Below are 23,627 nucleotides of genomic sequence, written 5' to 3'. Positions count from 1 at the left end.
AACCATCCGATTAAACAGAAAATCTATACATGGCTCATCCAATCGGCTGCGATCTTTCATTTTTATTCGTTTACTTGGGTGGCTTTTTTGCTGCATTTCCTGCTTTTTTTCTCGTTTTTGCGAGCATTATCCTCATACCGTTTTCGCTTCTATCAGACTATTTGACCAAACGATATATCCATCCAGATTTTCTTTTAATTAAAAATAGGTAGCACACCCCTTTAAAAAGGTGTGCTACATCATAAGACATTCATACAATGGATACAAAAAGTAAGAACTTCAAATCGATCACCCCAAGTATTCTACGTTGAAGATTTTATTATCTTTTCGATCTTCTATTCAAAATATATTCACTAATTGTCCAAGACAAGGCAGAACCAAAAGCTATGACAAGAGCCCGAATTACCCCATCAAAGTTCACATTAGAGGGTTCATAAACTTTACCCCAAACTATTATAGCTGCAAAAAATAATAGAAATCTAATTAGAAAATTAAATACGAGTTGTTTCATATTATCCTCCAATAAAATATAGATGGAAAATTCCTCTCGAAATCAAATTTCCTACAATTAGTTTACATAACATCAAAAACCAAAATAAACCCATTACCACAATAAAGTATATATTTTTATATATGGCAATGGGTTATGCAGAAATTATTTCACTTTAGAAATTAAGATACCCATTTCTAGGTCTACGATCTCTAGAATCTAGATACGCAAATATTCGTTCACCTGGGTTCGCTGCCCACATTAACACGTTAAATAAAACATTAGCTGCATTTGCAACGTAACTAGCAATCCTGTAAGAAACGCCCCTTCTTAAAAGTTGCCTTTTTATACGAGTCGAAAAAATTACTTTGGCTCTCTTGGTAAAATATCTCTTTGAAAGGGTTCTCAGATAAAGAGAAAGACTTCCAATTGAACCACCAATAAGCACAGTAATTGCCCAGTTTATAGCATTACTCACGAACCATTTAGAATTCCACCAGCGATTCTTCCAAGGTGCCCGTTTTTTATAGTGTCCATCAGGGTCTACGTTCATTACTGGATTGTTATGAGTATAAGCATACTTATTCAGACTAAGTTGCTCATTCTCGAACCCCTCAAACGTATCCCGTGTCAAAAATCTTCCTGTCACAGGGTTGTAGTACCGACTCTGCAGATAATACAATCCTGTCTCCTTATCATACCGATACCCCGCATACCGGTACGGATTCTCCACATTACCCGTTTCCTTCAGCAGATTCCCGAAGGCATCATACTCATAGGTTGTTACAACCGCTCCTGCGGAGTCAGTGAGGGTAGTCACATCCCCACGGTAGTTGCTTTGGTAGTAGTAGGTCTTCCCATTACGAGTCATGCTGACCAGCTCGTTATTCGCTCCATAGGTGTAACTGGCGACGATTTGGTTGTTCTGATCGGTTTCATAGGTAACGTTCTTGTTCTCATCGTAATGGAACATTAACGTTGTTGAGCCTGTGGTCATTGTTTTACGCATACCGTCAGCCCGGTAGGTGTAGGAGGCAATCGTTTTATCGTCTTCCTTCACGGCGGTGAGACGATTTTCGGCATCGTAAACGTAGGTTCGCTTGCCATCGCCGATCAGGTTTCCATTTTTATCATAGGTGTAGGCTTGGCCGTCCACTTTGGTCAACTGATCCGCATCATCGTAGGTGTAGGTCGTAGTGGTAGTTGTCCCGTCCTTGATCACTTTCTTGGTCAAACGATTACCGGTTTTATCATAGGTATATTCTGTCACTGTTCCATCTGGAAAGGTTTCCTTGGTCAGTTGCTCCAGTTCGTCATACTCATACGTTGCGGTTCCCTTGGAATCCCTTGCCTGGGTGATATTACCCTTGTTATCGTAAGTGTAGGTATAGGATTCTTTTTGTTCACCACTTTTGTCCAGAATAACCTGCAGTACAAGGTCATCGGCACCATTGTAGTGAAAAAGGCTGACGGTACCATCTTCGTTTTTACGGCTGGCAACTCGGTCATTTTCGTCGTATGTGTAGATGGCACGGTTTTTGCTACTTTCTTTAATTTGGGTTAGTTGGTCATTGCCATTGTACCCGAAACCTTGGGTGACAGTGGTACTACCGGCGGTTAATTTTTGTTCGATGACGTTACCGTTTTTGTCATAAGAGTAATCAGTTTGGTTGTTGTTGGGTTCCTTCATCGTTTTTAGTTTGTTGTCATCATCATAGCTGAAGGTGGTGGACTCGTTTTTGGCTTCATCGGTTTCTTTGGTGGTGTTGCCGTTAGAGTCGTATTCAAAGGAATACTTCTTCTCGCCGTTGTAAGAGACAGCCGTTTGTCGATCAACAGCATCATAATCGTATTCGACCGTGTTGCCATTAGGTTGGGTCATCTTCGTTAGATTGCCGTTCAAGTCGTAGGCAAAGAGAACCGACTCTCCCATTGCGTCAATGATTTTACGCACTTGATCTTGTTCGTTGTATTCAAAAGTCGTTTCTTTACCACGAGCATTGGTGATCTTGGTCTTGTTACTGTTGTCGTCGTATGTGTAGCTGGTTTCGTTCTTTTTAGCGTCAGTTACCTTGGTAAGGCGGTCATCCCCGTCATAACTAAAGGTGGTAGTGTCAGTCACCTGTTTTTCACTGGTCTGGTTCCCTACGGTGTCATATCCTGACTCAATGACCCGTCCTTCCGGATCGGTGGTTTTCGTCTGATAGTTTTTGTTGCTGTCATATCCATACTTCGTAGTGATCGATCCTGGGATTACCTTGGCGGTATCGAACCAGGCTCTTCCGGATTGTTCGCTGAATTGGTAATGAACCCGAATGCGGTCAAAGGATTTTGTCGTTTTAATCTCACGGGCAAGATGTTGCCAATCGTGGGATTTGGACTTGTCAAAATGATAGGTGAAGGTCTCCTGTTCTGTCGAACCCAGATAGGTTCTAACAATATAGCCGTAGATACCACCATTAGGATTGGGATTTTCCACCTTGGAAAAGCCAGAGATGGTAAAGACCGCTCCCGCACTTCCTTTGACGGGGATATCCTGGTAGATCGACTTGTATACCCCAGATGCTCCAACCAATCGAACGGATCGTTGCCCCGTGTGGGCATCGGTGGTTACTAGGGTGTCCTGATTTGTGGTTTAGGGAGACATAAACCAACTGTCGGGAATAGTGGCGTTCTGGGCGTTAGGCCGTTCCATACCGGAGTTTTCCAGGAGGTTGTACCCGCCGAGGAATCCTTCCTCCAGCTGCAAGCCGTCAAAACGATAGGTTCCCGCAGTTTGGCCGTTATTGTGGAAAGCATAGGCCCGTACTCGAAGCTTGATCGTGTTTTCCGGATCAAACGCTCCTGCTTCCGCCACTGCATGTAAACGGATGGGTCCCTGGGTTCCGCTGATTTCGTTAGATTTGATTCGGCCGGTGATGTTGTTGTCCTTATCATAACCCGTAATCTGAATGCCGGCTTTTCCCTGGGCGTTTGCTGTCTGGACGATCCCACTGGCAAAGTAGGTTTGATTGGAATCATAGGGAATCGTATAGTTACTACCACTGCCGATCAGGGTATCTTCAGTCGGGTTCACGATCTCGATCTTCTTTTCACCCAAGGTGATCCCGTTGGCCGTCAGCCCACCGTTGGCCCAGTGGACAGCGGTTGAAGTAGACGGGAATTGGTACCATCCATCCGGTAAGCTGCTGCTTCCCTTTTCAAAGCTACCGTTACGGGCCAGATTCACTCCTGGGCTCATGGCGGTGGTCTCTTCAATCACATTGCCAACATCATCCACGAGGGTGGCGGAAGATTTCTCCACTGGATCTGTGGTGGAAGTGGGATTGCCGTTATCATCATATTCGTTGGTGGTGGTGTTTCCTTCCGGGTCCGTCTCCTTAATCGGGTTATTGTTTTCATCGTATTCCGTCGTCGATTTCTCATTTAACGGGTTGGTAACGCTGGTTAGGTTGCCGTTATCATCGTAAGTATAGTTGTAGGTGGCGTCGCTGTTGTTGGCATTGGCATTAGCGTCCTTCTCGCTGATTAGTTCGTTTTTGTCGTTGTAGGTAAAGGTTTGTTTGATGTTTAACCCGTTAGGATCCTGGGTGATTTGGACGACGTTGGCATATTCGTTATGGGTGTAAACAGTCTTGGTTCCCTTAGGGTTGGTGACGGTCGTGATTTTGTTTATGGCATCGTACTGGAATGATGTGGTGGCCTCTTTTTTCTCTCCATCAATGGTGACGGGTTGGGAAAGCTGCTTCACCCGATCTTCGCTGTCGTATTCTACCGTTTTATCGTTGCCGTTGGCATCCTTGATCGACGTCAGATTGTGATCGGCGTCGTACCCGTAAGTGATAGTGGATAAGGTATTATCGCCAGCATCCTTCTTGGTTACGGTCTTGAGGTTGCCGGCAGTGTCATAGGTGTATTCCGTTGTGCGATTGGCTGGGTTGGTTACCTTAGTGACATGGTTGCTGGTGTTGAACGTAAGATTGACTTTACGTCCGGATGTATCAGTGATACTGGTGGGATTGTTTCCCGTATAGCTGATGGTCGTCTTGTTGTTATTGGCATCGGTGATCGAGGTAAGACGACCAGCGGTGTTAAACTGATAGTTCGTCTGGTCATTATCCTCCAAGGTGTAGCCGCTTTTTTTCGTCAGCTCAAAGTGGATTCCCGGTGGCGCCTGATAAGTGCCATCACCGTTGGAAATAAAGGTATGGGTGGTTCCGTCCCCATCGGTGTAAAGCAGGGGGCCATGGCCGTTATCAGTGATGCGCTGTTCTAAGTTGGAGGTCCAACCGTAGCCGAAGATCCCTTTTTCGGATGAGCGGCTATTGTACGCCCGTTCCACCGTTGCTGGAATACCACGCCCAGCGATGCTGACATCCGTTTCCTCCAAGAAGAAATTTCCGTTATAGGTATTTACATTGGAAGCTGCAGTGGTCCAGAACTCTTCCTTGCCCAAGGGATCGATGGTATAGGTAATCGTTAGCTTGGGTTTTCGGGTCGGATCAGCCGCATACTCGCTGGAAAAATAGGACTTGCGATCATTGGTTTCCGTAGCATGACGAATGGAAACGCCATAGTTTGCGGTTTTTCCACTGTACCAGTCACGGACTAGGGCGGTCAGGAAGAAATCATACCAACCGGCATCGGTTACGGTTTGGTTGGCGATGGCATCTCTCACCTGAGGTTGGTTGTTCCAAGTTGCCCCGGTTTCAGACCAATCCGTAATGATCGGGTGCAGATTTTCCCGTTGTGACACGGATGAAGCATTGGTCTGGTAGACGCTCAGTTTGGCTGAGGTGATGGTTGCATTGCTGAGGATCGGTTGTAGCTCAAACTTCAGTAAGGCACGGCTTCTCCCGTGGTCAGGATTGTTGCCAACAGTGAAATAGGTAAGGGTACCAAAGTTACGAGTGGGTTCCTTCTCCCCGACAAAGGTGTCCTTTGTTTTGTCGGAACCTTGTACGATCAGGGAGGGGTCCACCGTCACCGGATAGGAACGGTCTGGATCTTTGAGCCACTTTTCATCCAACTCCAAGTCGAGATAGGTTTGACCCTTCTCTTCCCGGAGGGTAAATTGAACATCTCCAGAGTAAAGCAGGTTTTTATCCACCATAAAGGGGCGGGAGATAGAGAAAAGGGCTTCTCCTTTCTCATTGACAAAGTCAATGGAACCGTCTTTCTGTTTTTTTGCTTCAACACTGTCGGTTTCAAAAGCCATCGTCAATTTAGACTGTCCGTGGTATTTGTCGAGAACCCATTCTTCTTTAACCCCGGTGTTATCGGTATAGTAGACGAGATGGGTATCAGGATAGACGTTGTTGTAAGCAATTTGATTCTCCTTTTTCTCTGCTTTTACCGCTTCGCCGTCGACCAGTGAAAACTGAACTGCGGCATGGTCCAGTTGAAAGCGCAGGAGGGGATCCGCTCCACTATTGGCGGCAAAGCCAGCACGGTAGCTGTTGGCTTTGTTTTCATAGATGAGACCTTCATCCATCGCGTCATTGGAGGTGACGGATTGGATTTCGTTGTCAATCTCTTGCCATTTTCCATCTTCCTTAAAATGAATTGGTTCCAGGTACTCTTCCAAAACATATGTATTATCGCCCTTGATGTAGGTTTTGGAATTTTCCGTTCGCATTCCGGCAATCTCATGCTTTTGGTTTTTTCGTTCCTCTGCGGCTTTACTTGCAGCATATGCCTTGGAATAATCCGGAAGCAGGGTAGCTCCGGCCAGTGCGATGATGACGATAATCGAAATCCAAGACAGTCGTTTCATCACAGTATTAGACAAGTATCTGTTCTCCTCTCGATTTTTTTGTGACTGATGGATGAGACTGGGTAAGATTGATTGAGATTGGTTTTTATTTTCCTTTTATCACCTCTAAATCCAACATTGTTATTTTTAATTCCAGCATCAAGAAATGAAAAATTCACCTCACATTAAGGCAAAGATTTATTTTCGACGGATTCCGACGTTTTCCTCCTACAAAAGAAATATTTTTTACTCATATTTAATCATTCTTGTAATTCTTTATGGTTACTGCTTCAACCAAAGAGGCTTCAACCAATGGCTACCCGTTGGCCCGCTAATTGGGTTTGAAGATGACGAAATGCTTCTCACAGAATGAAAAAGAGACGCGAAAACGAAGATCGCGCCTCTAACTTGCTTTGTTTAGTAATTTTTATTTAATCACCCGCACCATCTGAATCTTGGGATCTTCCGGTCCTTGAACCGGAAGGCCGGCTTCCATGTGTTCACGGATGTAATCGATGTTGTCTCGGGTGATCCGTTCACCGGGAAGTAACACCGGGATTCCGGGGGGATAGATCATGATGAATTCAGCGATAATACGTCCTTCGGACTGTGTAAAAGGAACGGCAACCGTATCGGCGTAAAACGCATCCCGGGGGGAGAGCGCCAGTTGCGGAATCTCCGGGGTCCGGACAGGGCCGCCGTTTTTTCGCGCAGGGTCGTAAAATTGTTGCGACAGCGCCGTTAGTCCCTGCAGCAAGATATTGATGCTGGATTCATCATCTCCAGGTGTGATCAAGCAGAGGATGTTGGTAAGATCGCTCAATTCCACTTCGATGTTGTGGTGGTGTCGCAACCATTTTTCCGCATCGTAGCCGGTGATTCCTAAGCCGTGAAGATGGATGATCAGTTTGGTTTCATCCATATCATAAGTGGCTTTTTCACCTAAAATTTCCCGTCCGACACAGTGGAAACCGGGGATTTGATTGATGCGGCGGCGGGCGTTTTTGGCTAAGGCTAGCGTCGCTTCCAGCCGTTCATGTCCATGGATGGCCAGATAGCGCCTGGCGGCGTCCAATGAAGCCAGCAACAAATAAGAAGTGGAGGTGGTCGTCAACATACTGATGATTGACTGCACCCGCCGGGGATTGACTCGTCCTTCTTTCAAATTGAGGACGGAGCTCTGGGTGAGCGATCCGCCCAATTTATGCATACTGGTGGCGGCCATGTCGGCTCCGGCCTGCATCGCAGAAAGAGGAAGCCCCTCATGAAAATGCGTATGCACTCCATGGGCTTCATCCACCAACACGGGGATACCGTGAGCATGGACGGTATCGACGATCTCCTTGATATGGGCCGCTACACCGTAGTAGGTGGGATTGATCAACAGGACCGCTTTGGCTTCAGGGTGGAGAGCGAGCGCTCGTTCCACCTCTGGTCGTGTGACACCGTGGGCGATCCCCAGCCTTTCATCCATTTCCGGATGGACGAAAACAGGATGCCCTCCCGCCAGGATGATGGCGGATAATACCGATTTATGAACATTACGGGGAACGATAATTTTATCCCCGGGATGGCAGACAGACAAAACCATAGTCATGATGGCGCCACTGGTTCCCTGCACAGAGAAAAAAGTGTGGTCAGCCCCGAAAGCTTGTGCCGCCAGTTCCTGTGCTTCACGGATCACTCCGTCAGGGTGGTGAAGATCATCCAACGGTTCAATATTGATCAAATCGATGGACAGAGCCCGTTCACCGATAAAGCGGCGAAATTCAGGATCCATCCCTTTTCCTTTTTTATGTCCCGGAATATGAAAAGGAGTGGGATTCTTTTGAGCATGTCGTTGTAAGTGGGTAAATAAAGGAGTTTCAAACTGATTGTACGTCAACGGCGGTCTACCTTTCTCATCAAAAATCCATCCTGACAAGTATAGCAGAGTCGCAAGGGCTGGAAAAGGGGAGATGGTGAGACAAGGCTCGTTTTCCATTAAGGGAACCGGTGGGAAACGTGGATGGAGTCGGGTGATGAATACACTGCATCGATCCAGTCTTTGTCAACTCAAAGCCCAGGAGTTATTATTACAGGAACAGCGATTTTCAGTGTTTGGACAGGATTCAAAACGGGCCACGTTCTAATCGATCAGATGGTAAGAACCCGATAAGCGGAGGACGATAAAAATGGTTTGTCGTATCATTTCCCTACTGGTTCCTGCTTTACTGGTGGGATGCACGTTTGAAACGAACCTAACATCGGATCAAGTTGCAGAAAAAGAGCAAAAACCGGCTTCACCACCTGTTGTCCGAATTGTAAATGATGAAATTCGCAAAGCCCCATTGAAGACCGATGTTCAATGTTGGAATGAGCCGTGTACAGAAAATGGCATGTGGCATGATCCCGAAAAAGCCCCTCTTATTGAAACGCGGCCTGGAAGTGATATTCGGATCTCCTTTTCCGATCCGGCTCCCTATGATATCATCTTTCTCCAGTCTGGACCGGAAAAGATGCGTATCCGAACGGCTACTGAAGCAAAGATTTTGGAATTGGCTGGACCAGAGGAAGAAGGGACATACTTTATTCAAATCCATGCAACGTGGAATAATCAGGGGAACAGCGGGCAGGTGGTGTACATGTTTCGACTGAGGGTGGAACAATAACGAGAGTAGCGAGCCTTTATCTTAAACCTTCCTGTCGCTAATATATGGATCGGTGATCTTTTTCGAGTTCGGGCGGGGAAAGGTTGCATAATCGGCGATGCGTTTTTCAATTTATTGCTATAGTATCTGTACGGAGGGGGAGGAAGCCCTTCTTTTTCTTTAGAATTCGTTGTTATAGGACAATTGTGGACATTATAAAATTGTTATTATACAATAGTGAAAAAACCGCAAAAATACCCTTCCAATCAGGAAGGGTCGATTGATCCCGCTTTAAGTGGAAAGTGGGAACGATCCGATCATGTTTTCTTATAATCGGAGCCGGCTGCACCCGCTCACGGCTGCGCCAGTCGATACAGTGGAGCAACTTGGGAAAAGGTGGTTTCCAACTTTTTTCAGCACGTCAGGCTTATGGAGTAGGGATTCATTGTGCTGGTGGAGTGATCCACACAGAAATTCCGCTTTTTTTACGCGTTGCAACCGCTCCAGGACCCGCTGCAACCCTTCCTGTCCCAATTCCTGCAGAGAGTCTGTCTCCGGTCGGGTGTGGTCTTGGGAGATGACAAAATGGCGCGGAAGGGTGGGCAAGACTTCATCCAGCTGCTCCAGCAAATCCCGTGCAAACTCCGGTTTGCGCGGATATTCATAGATGAGGGCAAACATGGCGAAGCACTCCTGCTCCCGCAGTCCAACCTGAAAGTGGGGAAGGGATTTGTATCCACGTTTTTGTGAAGACCATGCTACCCATGTTTCAGCGGGAGGATGAACACTGCGCCGGGCATGTTTGGCCACATGAACATACATGGTTTCCCCGGTCAAATCGGATAAAAACGGAGCCATCTCTTCACCCAACGCCTCCAAGTTGGGCCGAATTCGTTCTTTTAAGGCTTCCATCCGAGGCTCTAAACCGGGAATGGAAAATACATTAAAATCTGATTGTGTAAAACCATGAAAGGCCACGGAAACACCGCCTTTAATAGAAGCTGATCCTTATCTATGTTATCACAACACTCTCTCATTCAAACCTATTTTGGGCATGAAGAAGCAGAGAGAAAGGGAAGATATCCGTGACCACTTTTAGGGAGATTGCGTATCATAAATAGAAATAATATTCGTTCAATACGGGCCGAGGTTTAATTCTTGTTTAAGGGGTCAAAGATGGAGCCAGATGATCCATGGAATCCATCGTTTGACCCAATCGGTCCTCTCTCGTCCGGACGAGTGGGGGGCATATCTTCTCCCATAGGAAGGGGTGCTGCAACCATGGAAGATGTGATCAAAGCATTCCGTTGCCGGGAGCCGGAAAAGCGGATCCCTGTCCTGCGTCTGGAACTGGATTATGAGTTGGCCCTGTTGTATGAAGCGTTGCTTGAAAACAACACACATCGGGTGGATCAATGTAAGGCCCGTTTGCAGGAATTGCGCCAAGAAATGCTTCAGTTGGAAGCACTTTAAGACGAGGATGAAATTGCCTCTGATTGAATGTGGATGAAAAGAAGGAGATTCCCTACTGTTGTCGAAATAAATTGAGTGTATCTCCGCGATGCGGGATACGCTTTTTTATCATGTGCGACAGGAGGGAGTAACATGGAGTGGAGAATGACAAAGGAACCGGTGGAGAGGCTGGCAACGGATGGGATTGTCGTCGTTCATACACAGGGTGAGGAAGCGCTCAAAGGCTGCACCCGGATGTTGGATGAAGCACTGGATCATCGGCTGTCGCAACTGGTGAGCGAAGGGGAGATTACCGGTAGATATCGGGAAATCCGCTTAGTACATAACTGGGGCAAGATTCCGGCCAAACGACTTTTGATCGTCGGCTTGGGAAAAGAAAGCGATCTCGATTTGGACCGCTGGCGCAACGGAATGGCTCTCGCGGCTAAGACGGCGCGAAAGGCGGGTATCAAACAATTAGCGATCGGTTGTTCCTCTGCCCGGCTGAAAGAACGGTTCAACTCCGCCGATTGGGTACAAGCGCTGGTGGAAGGGATTGAACTGGGCACTTATCGTTATGATGGCTATAAAACGAAAGAGCAGACGGAGAAACAGGAACTGGAAACAGTCTGGTTAGCGTTGGAGGGAGTGAGTGATTCTGCGCTAAAAGCAGGGTTGGAACGGGGGATCGCCTTTGCCGCCGCTACCAAGACCGCCCGTGATCTGGTCAATGAGCCCGCCAACAAATTGACCCCTTCGACTTTGGCAGAACGTTCGCGGGAATTAGCGGATCAATACGGGTTAGAAGCGGATATTTTAACGGAAGAGCGTCTGGTTGAACTAGGGATGGATGCGTTGTTGTCCGTCGGTCGTGCCGGGGAACCGGCACAGATGATCGTTCTCACCCATCGTGGAGCGCCGGAGAGTCAGGAGATGCTGGGGTTGGTCGGTAAAGGCATTACCTTTGACTCCGGTGGGATCCAGGTGAAACCGGGACGGGGAATGGAAGAGATGAAAGGGGATATGGCCGGTGCTGCCGCCGTTTTTGGCGCGATGGAAGCGATTGGCCGTTTAAAACCCCATTGCAATGTGATGGCGGTGATTCCCGCCTGTGAAAATATGATCAACGGTGACGGTTACCGCCCTGGCGACGTTATCGGCTCCTTTAGCGGTAAAACGATTGAGATTAATCATACCGATGCCGAGGGTCGATTGGTATTGGCGGATGGCATCAGTTATGCCCGTCGATTGGGAGCGACATCGTTAGTAAATGTGGCCACCTTAACCGGAGCCGTTATTATTGCGCTCGGTCACACTACCACCGGTCTGATGACCAATCATGACGACTGGGCCGCCCAGGTGAAAGAAGCTGCTCTCTTGACCGGGGAAAAGGTATGGGAGTTGCCCTTATTTCCGGAATACGATGAATATCTGAAAAGTAATGTCGCTGATCTTAAAAATGTGAACGGCTCTGTCGCCGGTGTGATCCAGGGTGGCATGTTTCTTAAACATTTTGCAGAGGAGACGCCTTGGGTTCACTTGGATATCGCCGGCACCGCTGATACAAAAAAGGATGATGGGATCCACAACAAAGGTGCCACCGGCGTTGCCGTTAGAACCTTGACCCAATTGGCCGTTGGGTTTGGTAAATAATCAGGAGGCGCCCATCATGGGTGCCGTTTTTATAAAAAGGAGGAAAAATTGGATGAAATGGGTTCGTATTCCGTCGGGAAATGGCATCCGATGGGGTTATCGATTAGAGGATGGGCGCATCCAACTGGTTGTGGGGGAGCCGTGGGGGTCGTTTACAGCTGAAGAGGAGCCTGTGGCAGCTCCAACGGCTCTGCCTGCTCCTGTCCATCCGCGTAAACTGATCGCTATCGGGCGCAATTATGCTAAGCATGCTGCGGAAAAAGGGAATGAAGTGCCGACGGAACCGCTCTTTTTTCTGGTTTCCCCTACGGCGATTATTGCAGACGGGGAGACGATCCGCCTGCCGAACCGAGAAGATCGCATTGAGCATGAGGCGGAGTTGGCGGTGGTGATTGGAACCCCGGGCAAGAATATTCCTGAGGAACAAGCGTGGGATCATATTTGGGGCTATACCTGTGCCTTAGATATCACCAACCGCGTCCAACAAAAAAAGGATGGTCAATTTACCCGTTCCAAATCCCATGATACCTTTAAACCGGTGGGTCCCTGGATTGAAACGGACTGGGACCCCACCGACCGCACCCTTCGACTGTGGGTGAATAACGAACTGAAACAAGAGGGATCGACGGCGGAGATGGTCCATTCGATCCCGCGATTGATCGCCGCCTTGTCAGCGGTCTTTCCGCTGGAATCCGGCGATGTAATCTTGACCGGCACCCCTGCCGGAGTTGGACCGTTGGCCGCTGGTGATCAGGTAGAGATGGAGATTGAAGGCCTGGGTCGGTTGTCTCATCCTGTGGTTGGCTGAACATGATTGCGAAAAAGCTGACTCCCACTGCGGTGAGACAGGGGTGGGAGATACTCCGCCAATGGCGTCCGGCCTTGACGACGGCTGAGTGGTGGGGAGTGGAGGATTCCTTTGAGCGGGCGATTGGCGCTGTGTTGGTGCAACGGACGACATGGCGACAAGCGTTTCAAGCTTTGACTGCATTGCGAAAAGCAGGGTGGACGCAACCGGCAACCTTGGCCGCTCTGGATGAAGCGGTACTGCGCCAACAAATTCGACCTGCCGGTTTTTATCACGCCAAAGCGGCGACTCTTATTCGCTTGGCTCAGTGGTGGACAGAAGCGGGCGGGAAGGAGTTTTTTCACACAATGTCTACTCTCCATTTGCGGCAAGAGTTGCTCTCGATTCGTGGTATCGGGGCGGAAACCGCCGACCTGATTCTTTCCGATGCCCTCGCACGGTCTACTTTTGTCGTCGATGCATACAGCCGGCGCATTTGGTCGCGTTGGCTGGGGATTACTGAGCTGGAGGATGATTTTGTTAGGCGAACGGTTATCACCACATTGGAACAGAGATCGAATCTTTCGCGATTGCATGCGTTATTGGTGGAGTTGGGGAAAGATCACTGTCGTAAAGGAAAGCCCCGTTGTGTGGGATGCCCACTTCAGCAAAGTTGTGTATACTACAGAGGCAGACCACAGGAGGGGTAAAGGTGGAAGTGATCATTGAACCAAACACCCATCAACGGCTGATGGAATGCCGTCCGACAACGGATGCGGCTTTGCGGCTGGCAGCACTGCATGAAGGTTGTGGCTGTGGGGCGACGTTGTTATATGAAATGAACTGGGATCTACCACAGCCTGATGATCTCCGGCAGGAGGTAGGTAGCATTACGGTGGTGGTCGACCGTGAGAGTGCACTTTATTTTGATTCAACCTTACAGGTGGAACATCTGCCGGATGCAAATGGTTTCTCGCTAAAAAGTGCAAACCAAATCTATCTCTCCAACACGGCTCTTTAGAAAGGGATGGCACATGGGACAGACGAAAGTATTGGCACATCGCGGCTACTCTGCCAAAGCCCCTGAGAATACCATGGCTGCGTTTCGCTTGGCCGCTGAAGCGGGTGCCGACGGTTTGGAACTGGATGTTCACCTGAGCAAAGACGGCGAAGTGGTGGTCATCCATGATGAGACGGTCAAGCGGACAACAGGGAAAAAAGGAAAGGTGACAAACCTTACCTTAGAGGAAATCCGCCGCCTGGATGCGGGTTCTTGGCTTCATGATCATTTTGCCGGTGAGCCGATTCCAACCCTGGATGAAGTATTGTCCTTAACGGCAGACAAAGGTTTATGGATCAATATTGAACTTAAAAACAATAAGATTCGGTATCCGGGATTGGAACAGGCAGTTTTGGAGCGGGTGGATCGTTATGGCATGGCGGAACGGACGATCATTTCATCTTTTAACCATTATAGTTTGCGTACCATACACGAGTTGCGCCCGGAGATGGATACAGCCATCCTCTATATGGCCGATCTGTTTGAACCGTGGCAGTATGCCCGCCATGTCGGGGTTTCTTCCCTGCACCCTTACTGGCCGACAGTACGGGAAGAGACGGTGTACGGATGCCAACAAGCGGGTTTGCCAGTGCGACCATTTACCGTCAATCGTCAGCAAGAGATGCGGCGTCTGCTCCAGCTATCGGTGGAAGCGATTATTACCGACCATGTGACCGTTCTGTTGGAGGAACGAAGGGCAACGGTGCCCGATGGAGCCGCTTGCGAGTAGACTAGCCCGATGGTATGATGAAGAAGGTTGAAGCGCCCGCCCTGAGTGAGGCGCTTCTTCGTTTAGAGGAGGGGAAAGAATGAAAATCGGTTGTCACATCAGTGTAGCCAAAGGGTTCCAAAATGCATCTCGACGTGCGGAAGAGTTGGGAGCGGCATCGTTTCAGGTTTTTACCAAAAATCCCCGTGGTTTACGACCCAAAAAAATCGATTATCAGGATGCAGAGCGAGGGGTGGCCTTTTGTCGGGAAAAAAATATCACCTTAGTGGTGCATACACCTTATATTACAAATTTATCGACGCCAAAGGCGGATTTGCATGAAGTGACGATCCGTTCCATCAAAGAAGATTTGCACATTGCGGAAACCTACGGAGCGGTGGGAGCGGTGGTTCATTGCGGCAAACATGTGGGTGAAGGGGTAGAGTATGGCACCCGCCGTATGGTGGAAACCTTGAACGAAATTTTATCGGAATATCAAGGGTCCACTCGCTTATTGTTGGAAAATACAGCCGGTCAAGGTAGCGAATTAGGACTTGCAATCGAAGATTTGGTACGTGTGCGGGAAGCAACAGACTATCCGGAAAAAATCGGCTTTTGTTTTGACACCTGCCATGCTTTTGCCGCTGGCGTGTGGAATGAGGATAGTTTTGACGACCTCGTGCAAACCATGGAGGAAACCGGCTACCTGGAGCAGTTGGTAGCGATCCATTTCAATGACAGCAAAGCCCCCTATGACTCCCGCAAAGATCGGCATGAAAAAATCGGTCAAGGAGAGATCGGCGCTTCCGCTTTATCGCTGTTTTTACGTTGTGACCGGTTTGAAGGGCTTCCCGTTATTCTAGAAACCCCCGTCGAGAACGAGACGGAATATGCCGAAGAAATCACTTATCTGCATCAGTTAAAGGATGCGGAAACGACTGCGTAGAAGGGAGGATGGGAATGGAAGCGATCCACACCTTTTTGCGTCAAACTCCCTGGGCTGGATATCTGGTCATTCTGGTGCTAACGGCAATCGTATATAAAGTAGCGTTTGCGCGCAAACTTCCGATTTTAAAAGCGGCGGTCGTCTACTTGGTATTGGCGCTGGGCTGTGTCTTATTTTGGGTGATGTTTATGTTGGGTTTCCCCATCTTGGAGATCTTATTGGTCACAGTTCTGCTGATTGCAGTTGCCCGTATCCGAATGGCGACGGGAAACAGGAATGCGGAGGATGCAAAAGGAAAAAAATGAACGAATTCGGTTTTGCTCGCTGACGAGAAAGGAATCGGTTACTCTTTAGGTCCGCTCTTGTCATCGAAACTCAGCCTTCTTTTCTAATCAAGAGAGAATGGGAAGGGGAGAGGGATATGACATTAAAAGAGGCGTTGTTTAACTGGCTTCAGATTAAAGTAGTATGGGATGCCCGTCCACAGGATCGATCTGCAGAGGAAACCGCCCATTTTTTTCGCAAGATCCTAGAAGTAGATCACGGTGTAGAAGCGATCGAGGTGCAATTGCAGAAACAGGCGTATCATGTTCATTATCGACAATCCGGGAGTGAGCATGAAGTCCGATTTGAGCGGGATCATGTCAAACAATTGTTGACCAGTATTGAAACGGAGCCTAAGTACAACCAGAATTTTTCCTCCGATTCACAAGAGGACTAAAGATTACTCTTCTTTTGATTGGTGCGGCTGATTGGAGCGGAGTCGTTCTGTAATCCGGCGGTGACAGTCGGGACATAGAAAAAGTCGATGCGGATGTTTTCGCAGCTTTTTTTGTTGCTGAGGATGAGGGGTAAAGGATTGGTCGCATAAAATGCATGTTGTGTTCATGGCAACACCTTCTTTCTTTTTGCTGACACTGTGATGATATCATAAAAAGAAAGAAATGGTCGGACGGCCAAAGGGCGAACCCTTCGACCTCCGAACCGTTTTAAAAAGGTTATCGAGGGGGTAACTTCGTTTACCGTGCCGGTTTGGGATGACGGGTCTGATTTTGTCGCTCTTGATCTACACGTGAGGGGCGCTCCTCTTTGCGTGGAACTTGTTTGGTCGGTTGTGGAACAATGCGACCGGCAATATCGGCCAACTCCTCCGCCAAGCCTGCGATGGGTCGCCCTTTACGTGCATCGTCAGCCAACTCCCGCAGTCGCTGGACAAGATCAGGATCGGCGGTAACCAAGGCGTTGCTTCCATACGGATCTGCTTTAAGCGCTTCGGCAACAGAATATTTTACCGTTCCCGCCCTGCCCCGATCTAGCGTGGGGTCTAAATCAAGGCCGACGATGGTAAATCCACCGGCAGATACGGCAGCCGCATTTTGAACTTGCGGCATGCGGGTGGCGATTTGCACCAACCGATTCGCCACGGCTTGGGGTGTTTTTTTGCGGGTTGGATCTGGTGCGGTTTGGCGTACGCGCTCCACATGGCGTCCTTCATCTCTAGGAGGCGCTGATTCATTGGCAGGCGGCTTGTTGGCAGGCTGGCAGCCAAAAAGGAGGCCAACCGCGCAAATGAGGGTGAACACACGAAAAATCATGGCCTTCCTTCCTTTCCCGATTAGTTGCTCCTAGTGTTGCCTGTCACCGCCAAAACATGTACGCTGTCTCAAGATGTCCACTTAATAATGAAATGGAGGGAAAAATCTTGTTACAAGTGGAAACCTATCCCCTGGGGCCTGTTATAACCAATGCTTATCTCGTCTTTGATGAACCGACTAAAAAAGGCATCGTTATCGATCCGGGGAGCGAGCCGGAGGCGTTGTTGAAGCGAATAAAAGAAATGGAGTTAGAAGTAGAAGCGATTTTATTGACCCATGCTCATTTCGACCATATCGGTGGTTTGGAGAAGGTGCGAGCACAAACGAAAGCGCCGGTATATATCCACCAGGAAGAGAGTGAGTGGTTAGCGGATCCACAGCGAAACGGCTCCAGTTTGTTTCCGGGTGTTGCAACTGTGGTTTGTAATCCTGCTGAACATATCCTACAAGGGGGAGAGATTCTGCAACTGTTAGGAGAACAATTTGAGGTGATTCACACACCCGGCCATTCTCCCGGCAGTATCTCGTTTGTGTTGGAGGGAATGATTTTTAGCGGGGATGTTCTCTTCGCCGGTTCCATCGGCCGTACGGATTTACCAGGTGGCGATTATTCAACCTTGATGATGTCGATACATGACGTGTTGATGGAATTACCGGAGGAAACCGTTGTATATTCCGGCCACGGTCCCGTAACCACCATTGGACGTGAACAGGAGAGTAATCCTTTTGTGAATGGAATGATGGGGTGAAACTCTCCCGCTTTGGCTAATGTTGAGAAGTGGGAGATTCTTATCGACGGAATCAAGGAGTTTTTTTGCGGATGTAACGATCTCTTCCTGCTACCTTGGCTCCCATGTCTAACAATCCAACTCATCCATTTTTTGAAGGTGAAATCTTTGTAGCAAACATGTGATACCCGATCCTCTTCTCTTGAAAAAGATGCTGTAAAGAGTCGGCATCTTTTTTATGAAAAAGGGTTGACTCTCTCCTCAGATTCGGTATAATAATCTTTGTCGCCACAAATAATAAATAAAAAATAGGGGGCATTAGCTCAGCTGGGAGAGCGCTACACTGGCAGTGTAGAGGTCAGCGGTTCGAGCCCGCTATGCTCCACCACCAAAAACCTTCGAGATATCGGGGGTTTTTCTACTTTAACCACCTCCGTATTCAGTTTGAAAAGACGGGTTTGACCACATTTTGACCACATTGGTTTTATTCATTGGATTTTCTCTGGTCTTTTCCCTTCATCGCGTCTCCGAATTTTTTGGCCGCTTCAGCTTGAAGGTTGGGTATGACATGGCTGTAAATATCCAATGTGATACTGGTTCTACTGTGTCCTAACCGTTCGCTGACGATTTTCGGATGTTCGCCCAACTGTAACATAATGCTTGCATGGGTGTGACGTAAATCGTGGAAACGAATCTTGGGAACTTCAGCTTGTTGAATCATACGGTGAAAATGCCGTTGCAGGTTTCGGGGGTGAATTGGTTTCCCCTCGAGTGTACAGACCAAAAGATCATGATCTTCGTAAGCAGTGCCGAGCAGAAGCTTATGTCTGTTTTGCGTTGCTTTATACTTTTTTAAGGTGGCAACGATCTCATCCGTTAAGGCGATGACGCGTTTTGAACCTTTGGTCTTTGGTTCTTGAAAAATAAGTCCTTTGCTTGTTCGGCATAATGTTTGAATAACACTGAGTCTGTTATTATCCAGATCGCAATCTTTCCACCGGAGTCCCAGGATTTCTCCTTGCCTCATGCCGGTGTGGATCGCCAAGAGGTAGGAAATGAAAAAACGTTCGTCATTTTCTGCGACGTATCGGAGAAACTGATTCGCTTCCTCGATCGTCCAGGTAGTTTTTTCTTTCCCGGTTATTTTCGGTGGCGTCACCAACTCCGCAGGATTCTTAGATATCATTTGCCACTTAACAGCTTGACCCAATGAGTTACGGAGTATGGAGTGCATATACCGGACATACTCAGCAGACAAGTCGGCTGCTAGCTTATTGGAATAAAATTTCTGAATGTGAACAGGGGTCAAGTTGGTTAACTTGATGTTACCCAGTTCAGGGATAATGTGTTTACCGATCACGATTTGATGGGTATCCAATGTCCCGGGGCGTAAAGATGGCTTGGCGGAAGACTCAAGCCACTCGTGAAGAAACTCCTTTAAAGTGGCTTGAGTTGGTTCAAAGTATTCTCCCCGGTTGATTTGATTGATAAGTTCATTGCATGCCCGTTCTGCATCCTTCTTGGTCTTAAACCCACCCTTAGTCTTTTGTTTTCGCTTACTTTGGGCATCCTTCCCTATGTCCAGGGTAAAGGACCAAGTCTTTCCCCGCTTTCGGAAATATCCTTTCACTCAGCCATCCTCCGCTTCAGTTTTCGGATTTCAAAATCGTGCTCACCCATATCCCGAACCAATACTCGGATGTCCTCTTGTATGTCTGCTTGTCCTTTTTTAAGTTCGGAAATGTCTCCCTTTATTTGAGCAATATCCCCCTCGATCCGATCCAAACGTTCATTGATTCCCTTAATGCCGGCTCCCTGTTCGTCTAATCGACCCAGGATCGCTTGCAGTATGTCTTTAAACCACAAAGTAAGCAACCTGCGTTTCACCCAGTATTTCTACGTCCATGGAAATATCGCTCCCTTTACTGGCGGGTGGTTCCGACACTGGTATCAGGATCGATGGACGGATTGGAACAAACTTGGTAGCAGTGTGATCAACGTGCTAGACTTCGGAGCCAAAGGGGACGGCACGCGGGCGGATGAATCCCCCTACCTGCAAAAAGCCCTGGATCAAGGTGGGAAAGAAGTATACATCCCCGGCGGAACTTACCGGATTCAGAGAACCCTGCGGGTGAAGTCCGGGACTAGGATTAAGATGGATGCAAACACCACAATTCTACGGAACGACGATATTGATTGCATCTTCCTTTTAGATCCGGGGTCAAATGTGTCCGGTTATAACGGGATCAGTGATGTTTTTATCGAGGGTGGTAACCTAAATCTGAACAAGTACGTTTTCCCGAATCGATGTACTGGGATTGCTTTTTCTCACAGCCGCAGGGTGACTATTGAGAAAATAAAGATGGTGGATTGTCCGATTGGTAGTCACTTCATCAAGATTCACGGCTCACATCATGTCAGGGTCAGGGATTGTTATTTGGAAAACTCGGAAGATGAAGCTATTCAAATAGCATCGTCGGAAAATCAGGGTCAGTTTCCGTGGTATGGAAGCTATGACCAGACAGTATGCCACGATGTGGCTATAGAGGGATGTCGTTTTGATACAGTGGGTAGTGCGGTTAGAAGCGTTCGACCCACCAATAATATCGTTCATTATTCGACCAGGTTGTTGAATTGTCACATTTACGGTGTCAGGGCTGCCGCTATCCATTTTGATCAGTCAGAAAGATGTATTATAGAAAACAACTACATCGCTCAATGCTTTGCCGGCATTGTCATGGTGGACAGTGCCTTTAATTCTGTCGTATCAAACAACATCATCCGGGTTACCGATGGCGGTACAAACGGTTATGGGATATATGTGAAATCGGACAATGGCACAGCATCCACCATGGTTATTTCCGGGAATAACCTGTCCAATATGGCTGATACCGGTATCAGGATTGAGAATGCATATCGAATCACTCTCATCGGAAACTCTATCCGCACTTGTGGGTTGCATGGAATTGGTCTCTACAATACAGAAGATTCGACGGTCGCAAACAATACGGTCACATTCTGTACACAGCATGGGATCTACTTGGCTACTGCCAGCGAAAACACGATTAGTGGAAATTTGAGCAAAGACAATCAACGTACGGGTGCCAGCGCCGGACATGCCAACATTCGGGTTGTTATTAATTCGCATAACAACAATATCCAGGGGAATACGGTCCGAGCGGGTACGTACACGGACTATGGGATCAGTGTGACAAACACCTGTGTTGGGAACATGATTACCAATAATGATTGCTATAACGGTGGTAAAGTCGCCAATTTTCAGAACAACGGCCTTGGTACAATCACCACCGCCGGCAACCGGACGTAAAGAGAGCGCCATGGCGCTTTTTTTGTTGTCCCTCCATCACAGAGATGGGCAAAGGAGGTGCAAGCATGGATGCCCAGTGCTCTGGTCTTTCTGTACACAAAAGTTAATGACCAAGCTGCCCAGCTATCCCGTGAGTGGGAGGAAGAAAAGAAGGTAACTGCCCAACTGTGGCAAGCTCTCGCAAAGGCACAGAGTAATAACGAAAAACAGGCCGCAGCCCTCCATGATCTTGTCGAGGGGATGCAAGAAATCAGGAGGGTGCAAGAGGAGCAAAGGATGAGCATTCTTGAAATCCGTCAGTGGATGAAAGGCAAAAAAGAGGGGTGATACCGATGATGCCGCGTTGGTTCCCATGGCTGGCGTTCTCTGTCATGCTCATCGGAGTGTTGGGGCTGGCCTATAACCCAGGGAGGGAAGAAAATGAATCAGTTGAAAATGGTAGTAAGAGCGTTTCTGAACATGAAAAAGCCTCATCAGATGGCAGTCGTGGGGATGATTCTCCTCGCGATCCGGCAAGGGCTGGCACTGGTAGGAATAACGATCCCCGACGAGACAGCCGCAGCAATAACGACGTTCGCCGGGACCGTGTTGACCTTGTTAGCCACTTGGACGACATTCCGCAACAGCGGCGCCGATCCGAAAATGCCGGAGGAAGTGGAGGAAGTGGTAGGGACAATCCGCCGGCAGGAGATCGAGGCAATTATTCGGGCGAACCTGGAAAACAGGGACCGGGTGTGACCCCTTCCCCTACAAAACCAAGGGATACAAAGCCAAGGGAGCAAGAGAACAAACCTCCCGCTGCCGAGGATAGCCCTCAAAAAGAAAAGGAACCATCAAGGCGGCCTGTCTATGCGATCTCCGCAGATGTAGGGCCGCTTTCTGTTGGGATTTTGGAAACACCTCGTCCTATTGTGGGTGTGGAATTACTGAAACAAGAGAGAGGGGATGATAGCAATGATTAAAGTTGTCGTCGATCCGGGGCATGGGGGAAAAGATCCGGGAGCAAGCGGTAATGGCATCATTGAAAAAACATGGTGCCTGGATATAGCGAAACGCGTGGGCAAATATCTTACTCAAGGGTGGAATTGTATCGTAGAGTACACACGAACCGGTGATTCGTTAATTGAAGTCACTGAACGCGGACGGATCGCGGAACGTAAGGGGGCTAAGGCATTTCTGAGTTTTCACAACAATGCCTTTTCCAACACAAGCGCCAACGGATTCGAGACGTTCCGGTTTTCGAATGGAAAAAGCCATGACATTGCTTTGCAAAATGCCGTCCATGCTTCCGTTATGAGATTCCTTCGTGGCTATGGTATTACGGATCGTGGTAAGAAAGCGGCAAATCTGGGTGTTTTACGGACGAGCAACAACATCCCGTCCATTCTGATTGAATATCTGTTTCTCACTAATGCACGAGAGGCTAGTTTGCTCAAACAAGAATCATTTAAGGACGGTCTAGCGAGAGCCACAGCGGAAGGGGTTGCGTCTTTCCTGAAGCTGCCCAAAAAAGCGGACTCCTTTCCGAAGTGGACAAAGGAAGAATTAGACCGGTTGAACAGCGCTCCCAACGGTGCGCGGTTCACTCGAACCTTGAAACGAGTGATTCCGCAAATGGAGGGCAACGACATTTTGGCCGTCCAACTCTTTCTGGGAGTTACCCCAGTGACACGCAACGGGCGGCAAGTAGGTATCTTCGGACCCAAAACGGAAGAAACACTGAAGAAATGGCAGCAGAAAAACGGCATCAAGGTGACCGGTGAGGTTGGGATCGTAAACTGGCGGCGGATGTTTGGGGAGAAGAAGGAGGAACCGAAGCCCGCTCCCGATGATTCGAAACCGGGGGCGAAACCGTATATTCGTGTTACGATTAACGGAAAACCGCAACACGCCTTTGAGCGGAAAGACAGTGCGGTTAGGTGGTTTACTGATATGGTGAAAGCCGGGGATACGGTAAATATTCAACGATAGACACAGCGAAGCCGGGAAGGGAGTAATCCCACCCGGCTTTGTTATTTCAATCTTGTTGTTATGTGAAAGCTAGATTAGTCCACATCAATGTGCCGGTCCCCAGCATTGGTTAAATCATACAAACAAACGAATTAGATTCGCTAATGCACAAATTGATCCCGAAATTATCAAGAGCAGTGAACGTTTTTTATCGACTTTCAAATCTATTATTCCTAAAATGCAAAACATCAGTCCAAAAAGAATAACTGCAATGTCAACCCAAAGCATACTGTCAGTTACTATAGAAATAGAGGTTAATACAATAGTTGGAATTAGCCATATTATCTGGATTAATGATTTCACTTTCTCTATACTCCATTCGATTTTCCCCAAATTAACCGCCTCCTTAAAAGGCAAAGGTATGTTTTACGATATTCAATCTTCAGGCTTCATGAAAATCTATTTCGTGGCCAGTCTTATTATACATTACAATTATGCAAGTTTACTTGAAAAAATAGGCGCCAGCGCATGGCGCCCTTTTTTC

At 48.0% G+C, this 23,627-nt stretch carries 24 protein-coding genes and 1 tRNA gene; 16 read left to right on the top strand and 9 right to left on the bottom strand.

Annotation, left to right across the window (positions count from 1 at the left end; genetic code table 11):
• Positions 1 to 665: 665 nt before the first annotated feature.
• The 3 genes from C8J48_RS09245 to C8J48_RS09235 all read right to left on the bottom strand — a co-directional run bounded on the left by C8J48_RS09245 (position 666) and on the right by C8J48_RS09235 (position 8,130).
• Positions 666 to 3,065 carry an RHS repeat domain-containing protein gene (locus C8J48_RS09245; protein ID WP_107726158.1) on the bottom strand — a complete coding sequence of 800 codons (2,400 nt, stop codon included), beginning with the start codon at positions 3,063 to 3,065 and terminating at the stop codon, positions 666 to 668.
• Positions 3,066 to 3,125: 60 nt separating this feature from the next.
• Entirely contained in the window at positions 3,126 to 6,281 is a 3,156-nt protein-coding gene (locus tag C8J48_RS09240; protein ID WP_107726156.1) for a DNRLRE domain-containing protein, read from the bottom strand.
• Between the two features lie 391 nt (positions 6,282 to 6,672).
• Complete coding sequence (locus C8J48_RS09235) at positions 6,673 to 8,130, bottom strand: aminotransferase class I/II-fold pyridoxal phosphate-dependent enzyme (RefSeq protein WP_245891107.1); 1,458 nt, start codon at positions 8,128 to 8,130, stop codon at positions 6,673 to 6,675.
• A gap of 289 nt (positions 8,131 to 8,419) precedes the next feature.
• Here C8J48_RS09235 and C8J48_RS09230 point away from each other — a divergent pair, with 289 nt between their 5' ends.
• Positions 8,420 to 8,896: a hypothetical protein gene (locus tag C8J48_RS09230; RefSeq protein WP_107726153.1), complete on the top strand. Its 477-nt coding sequence runs from the start codon at positions 8,420 to 8,422 to the stop codon at positions 8,894 to 8,896.
• A gap of 306 nt (positions 8,897 to 9,202) precedes the next feature.
• On the opposite strand, the gene C8J48_RS09225 is transcribed toward C8J48_RS09230, so the two are convergent.
• Entirely contained in the window at positions 9,203 to 9,853 is a 651-nt protein-coding gene (locus C8J48_RS09225; RefSeq protein WP_245891106.1) for a YktB family protein, read from the bottom strand.
• 303 nt (positions 9,854 to 10,156) lie between these two features.
• On the opposite strand from C8J48_RS09225, the gene C8J48_RS09220 reads away from it, so the two are divergent.
• From C8J48_RS09220 to C8J48_RS09180, 9 genes are all read left to right on the top strand, one after another.
• Positions 10,157 to 10,348, top strand: coding sequence for a hypothetical protein (locus C8J48_RS09220; protein ID WP_107726150.1), 192 nt, complete (start codon positions 10,157 to 10,159; stop codon positions 10,346 to 10,348).
• A 132-nt stretch (positions 10,349 to 10,480) separates the two neighbouring features.
• Positions 10,481 to 11,980, top strand: a complete 1,500-nt coding sequence (locus C8J48_RS09215; protein ID WP_107726148.1) for a leucyl aminopeptidase — start codon at positions 10,481 to 10,483, stop codon at positions 11,978 to 11,980.
• A 52-nt stretch (positions 11,981 to 12,032) separates the two neighbouring features.
• A complete protein-coding gene (locus C8J48_RS09210; RefSeq protein WP_107726146.1) occupies positions 12,033 to 12,788 on the top strand; it encodes a fumarylacetoacetate hydrolase family protein in 756 nt (251 codons plus the stop codon).
• A 2-nt stretch (positions 12,789 to 12,790) separates the two neighbouring features.
• Positions 12,791 to 13,477: an endonuclease III domain-containing protein gene (locus C8J48_RS09205; protein ID WP_107726144.1), complete on the top strand. Its 687-nt coding sequence runs from the start codon at positions 12,791 to 12,793 to the stop codon at positions 13,475 to 13,477.
• Between the two features lie 2 nt (positions 13,478 to 13,479).
• Positions 13,480 to 13,788, top strand: a complete 309-nt coding sequence (locus tag C8J48_RS09200; protein ID WP_170105329.1) for an iron-sulfur cluster biosynthesis family protein — start codon at positions 13,480 to 13,482, stop codon at positions 13,786 to 13,788.
• Positions 13,789 to 13,801: 13 nt separating this feature from the next.
• The gene (locus C8J48_RS09195) at positions 13,802 to 14,557 is read left to right on the top strand and encodes a glycerophosphodiester phosphodiesterase (RefSeq protein ID WP_107726140.1); all 756 of its coding nucleotides are present in this window, start codon (positions 13,802 to 13,804) and stop codon (positions 14,555 to 14,557) included.
• Between the two features lie 79 nt (positions 14,558 to 14,636).
• On the top strand, positions 14,637 to 15,482 hold the full coding sequence (locus tag C8J48_RS09190) for a deoxyribonuclease IV (protein WP_107726138.1): 846 nt from the start codon (positions 14,637 to 14,639) through the stop codon (positions 15,480 to 15,482).
• A 14-nt stretch (positions 15,483 to 15,496) separates the two neighbouring features.
• Positions 15,497 to 15,787 carry a YlaH-like family protein gene (locus C8J48_RS09185; RefSeq protein ID WP_107726137.1) on the top strand — a complete coding sequence of 97 codons (291 nt, stop codon included), beginning with the start codon at positions 15,497 to 15,499 and terminating at the stop codon, positions 15,785 to 15,787.
• A 116-nt stretch (positions 15,788 to 15,903) separates the two neighbouring features.
• Positions 15,904 to 16,203, top strand: coding sequence for a hypothetical protein (locus C8J48_RS09180; protein WP_107726134.1), 300 nt, complete (start codon positions 15,904 to 15,906; stop codon positions 16,201 to 16,203).
• Positions 16,204 to 16,206: 3 nt separating this feature from the next.
• Here C8J48_RS09180 and C8J48_RS19365 read toward each other — a convergent pair whose 3' ends face one another.
• Positions 16,207 to 16,371 carry a DUF2197 domain-containing protein gene (locus C8J48_RS19365; protein ID WP_107726133.1) on the bottom strand — a complete coding sequence of 55 codons (165 nt, stop codon included), beginning with the start codon at positions 16,369 to 16,371 and terminating at the stop codon, positions 16,207 to 16,209.
• A 130-nt stretch (positions 16,372 to 16,501) separates the two neighbouring features.
• Positions 16,502 to 17,077: a YhcN/YlaJ family sporulation lipoprotein gene (locus tag C8J48_RS09170; RefSeq protein ID WP_245891105.1), complete on the bottom strand. Its 576-nt coding sequence runs from the start codon at positions 17,075 to 17,077 to the stop codon at positions 16,502 to 16,504.
• Positions 17,078 to 17,181: 104 nt separating this feature from the next.
• On the opposite strand from C8J48_RS09170, the gene C8J48_RS09165 reads away from it, so the two are divergent.
• Positions 17,182 to 17,826, top strand: a complete 645-nt coding sequence (locus tag C8J48_RS09165; RefSeq protein WP_245891202.1) for an MBL fold metallo-hydrolase — start codon at positions 17,182 to 17,184, stop codon at positions 17,824 to 17,826.
• Between the two features lie 291 nt (positions 17,827 to 18,117).
• Positions 18,118 to 18,193: transfer RNA gene (locus C8J48_RS09160), tRNA-Ala, on the top strand.
• Between the two features lie 96 nt (positions 18,194 to 18,289).
• Here the strand turns inward: C8J48_RS09160 and C8J48_RS09155 are convergent.
• Positions 18,290 to 19,435, bottom strand: coding sequence for a site-specific integrase (locus C8J48_RS09155; protein ID WP_107726129.1), 1,146 nt, complete (start codon positions 19,433 to 19,435; stop codon positions 18,290 to 18,292).
• Positions 19,432 to 19,680, bottom strand: a complete 249-nt coding sequence (locus C8J48_RS18735; RefSeq protein ID WP_170105327.1) for a hypothetical protein — start codon at positions 19,678 to 19,680, stop codon at positions 19,432 to 19,434. Before C8J48_RS18735 ends, C8J48_RS09155 begins: the two co-directional genes overlap by 4 nt.
• Between C8J48_RS18735 and C8J48_RS09150 the strand changes: the two genes are divergently transcribed.
• The 4 genes from C8J48_RS09150 (at position 19,655) to C8J48_RS09135 (ending at position 23,104) form a co-directional block, all read left to right on the top strand.
• Entirely contained in the window at positions 19,655 to 21,133 is a 1,479-nt protein-coding gene (locus tag C8J48_RS09150; RefSeq protein WP_170105325.1) for a right-handed parallel beta-helix repeat-containing protein, read from the top strand. The genes C8J48_RS18735 and C8J48_RS09150 overlap by 26 nt on opposite strands.
• A 57-nt stretch (positions 21,134 to 21,190) precedes the next feature.
• On the top strand, positions 21,191 to 21,460 hold the full coding sequence (locus C8J48_RS09145) for a hypothetical protein (RefSeq protein ID WP_146160469.1): 270 nt from the start codon (positions 21,191 to 21,193) through the stop codon (positions 21,458 to 21,460).
• A gap of 93 nt (positions 21,461 to 21,553) precedes the next feature.
• The gene (locus C8J48_RS09140; RefSeq protein WP_107726123.1) at positions 21,554 to 21,871 is read left to right on the top strand and encodes a hypothetical protein; all 318 of its coding nucleotides are present in this window, start codon (positions 21,554 to 21,556) and stop codon (positions 21,869 to 21,871) included.
• 216 nt (positions 21,872 to 22,087) lie between these two features.
• On the top strand, positions 22,088 to 23,104 hold the full coding sequence (locus tag C8J48_RS09135; protein ID WP_170105323.1) for an N-acetylmuramoyl-L-alanine amidase: 1,017 nt from the start codon (positions 22,088 to 22,090) through the stop codon (positions 23,102 to 23,104).
• A gap of 114 nt (positions 23,105 to 23,218) precedes the next feature.
• Here the strand turns inward: C8J48_RS09135 and C8J48_RS09130 are convergent, their stop codons facing one another.
• The gene (locus C8J48_RS09130) at positions 23,219 to 23,476 is read right to left on the bottom strand and encodes a hypothetical protein (RefSeq protein WP_107726119.1); all 258 of its coding nucleotides are present in this window, start codon (positions 23,474 to 23,476) and stop codon (positions 23,219 to 23,221) included.
• Between the last annotated feature and the right edge of the window lie 151 nt (positions 23,477 to 23,627).

Origin of the sequence: Desmospora activa DSM 45169 (genome assembly GCF_003046315.1) — a bacterium.
Taxonomy (GTDB): Bacteria; Bacillota; Bacilli; order Thermoactinomycetales; family DSM-45169; genus Desmospora; species Desmospora activa.
Note: the sequence above shows the minus strand (reverse complement) of the source record. Positions and strands in the feature narration are given on the sequence as shown.

Coding starts and splice junctions, on each gene's coding strand:
- C8J48_RS09230 (WP_107726153.1), top strand. CDS start 8,420: ATGGTTTGTCGTATCATTTCCCTACTGGTTCCTGCTTTACTGGTGGGA.
- C8J48_RS09220 (WP_107726150.1), top strand. CDS start 10,157: ATGGAAGATGTGATCAAAGCATTCCGTTGCCGGGAGCCGGAAAAGCGG.
- C8J48_RS09215 (WP_107726148.1), top strand. CDS start 10,481: ATGGAGTGGAGAATGACAAAGGAACCGGTGGAGAGGCTGGCAACGGAT.
- C8J48_RS09210 (WP_107726146.1), top strand. CDS start 12,033: ATGAAATGGGTTCGTATTCCGTCGGGAAATGGCATCCGATGGGGTTAT.
- C8J48_RS09205 (WP_107726144.1), top strand. CDS start 12,791: ATGATTGCGAAAAAGCTGACTCCCACTGCGGTGAGACAGGGGTGGGAG.
- C8J48_RS09195 (WP_107726140.1), top strand. CDS start 13,802: ATGGGACAGACGAAAGTATTGGCACATCGCGGCTACTCTGCCAAAGCC.
- C8J48_RS09190 (WP_107726138.1), top strand. CDS start 14,637: ATGAAAATCGGTTGTCACATCAGTGTAGCCAAAGGGTTCCAAAATGCA.
- C8J48_RS09185 (WP_107726137.1), top strand. CDS start 15,497: ATGGAAGCGATCCACACCTTTTTGCGTCAAACTCCCTGGGCTGGATAT.
- C8J48_RS09180 (WP_107726134.1), top strand. CDS start 15,904: ATGACATTAAAAGAGGCGTTGTTTAACTGGCTTCAGATTAAAGTAGTA.
- C8J48_RS19365 (WP_107726133.1), bottom strand. CDS start 16,371: ATGAACACAACATGCATTTTATGCGACCAATCCTTTACCCCTCATCCT.
- C8J48_RS09170 (WP_245891105.1), bottom strand. CDS start 17,077: ATGATTTTTCGTGTGTTCACCCTCATTTGCGCGGTTGGCCTCCTTTTT.
- C8J48_RS09150 (WP_170105325.1), top strand. CDS start 19,655: ATGTCTTTAAACCACAAAGTAAGCAACCTGCGTTTCACCCAGTATTTC.
- C8J48_RS09140 (WP_107726123.1), top strand. CDS start 21,554: ATGAATCAGTTGAAAATGGTAGTAAGAGCGTTTCTGAACATGAAAAAG.
- C8J48_RS09135 (WP_170105323.1), top strand. CDS start 22,088: ATGATTAAAGTTGTCGTCGATCCGGGGCATGGGGGAAAAGATCCGGGA.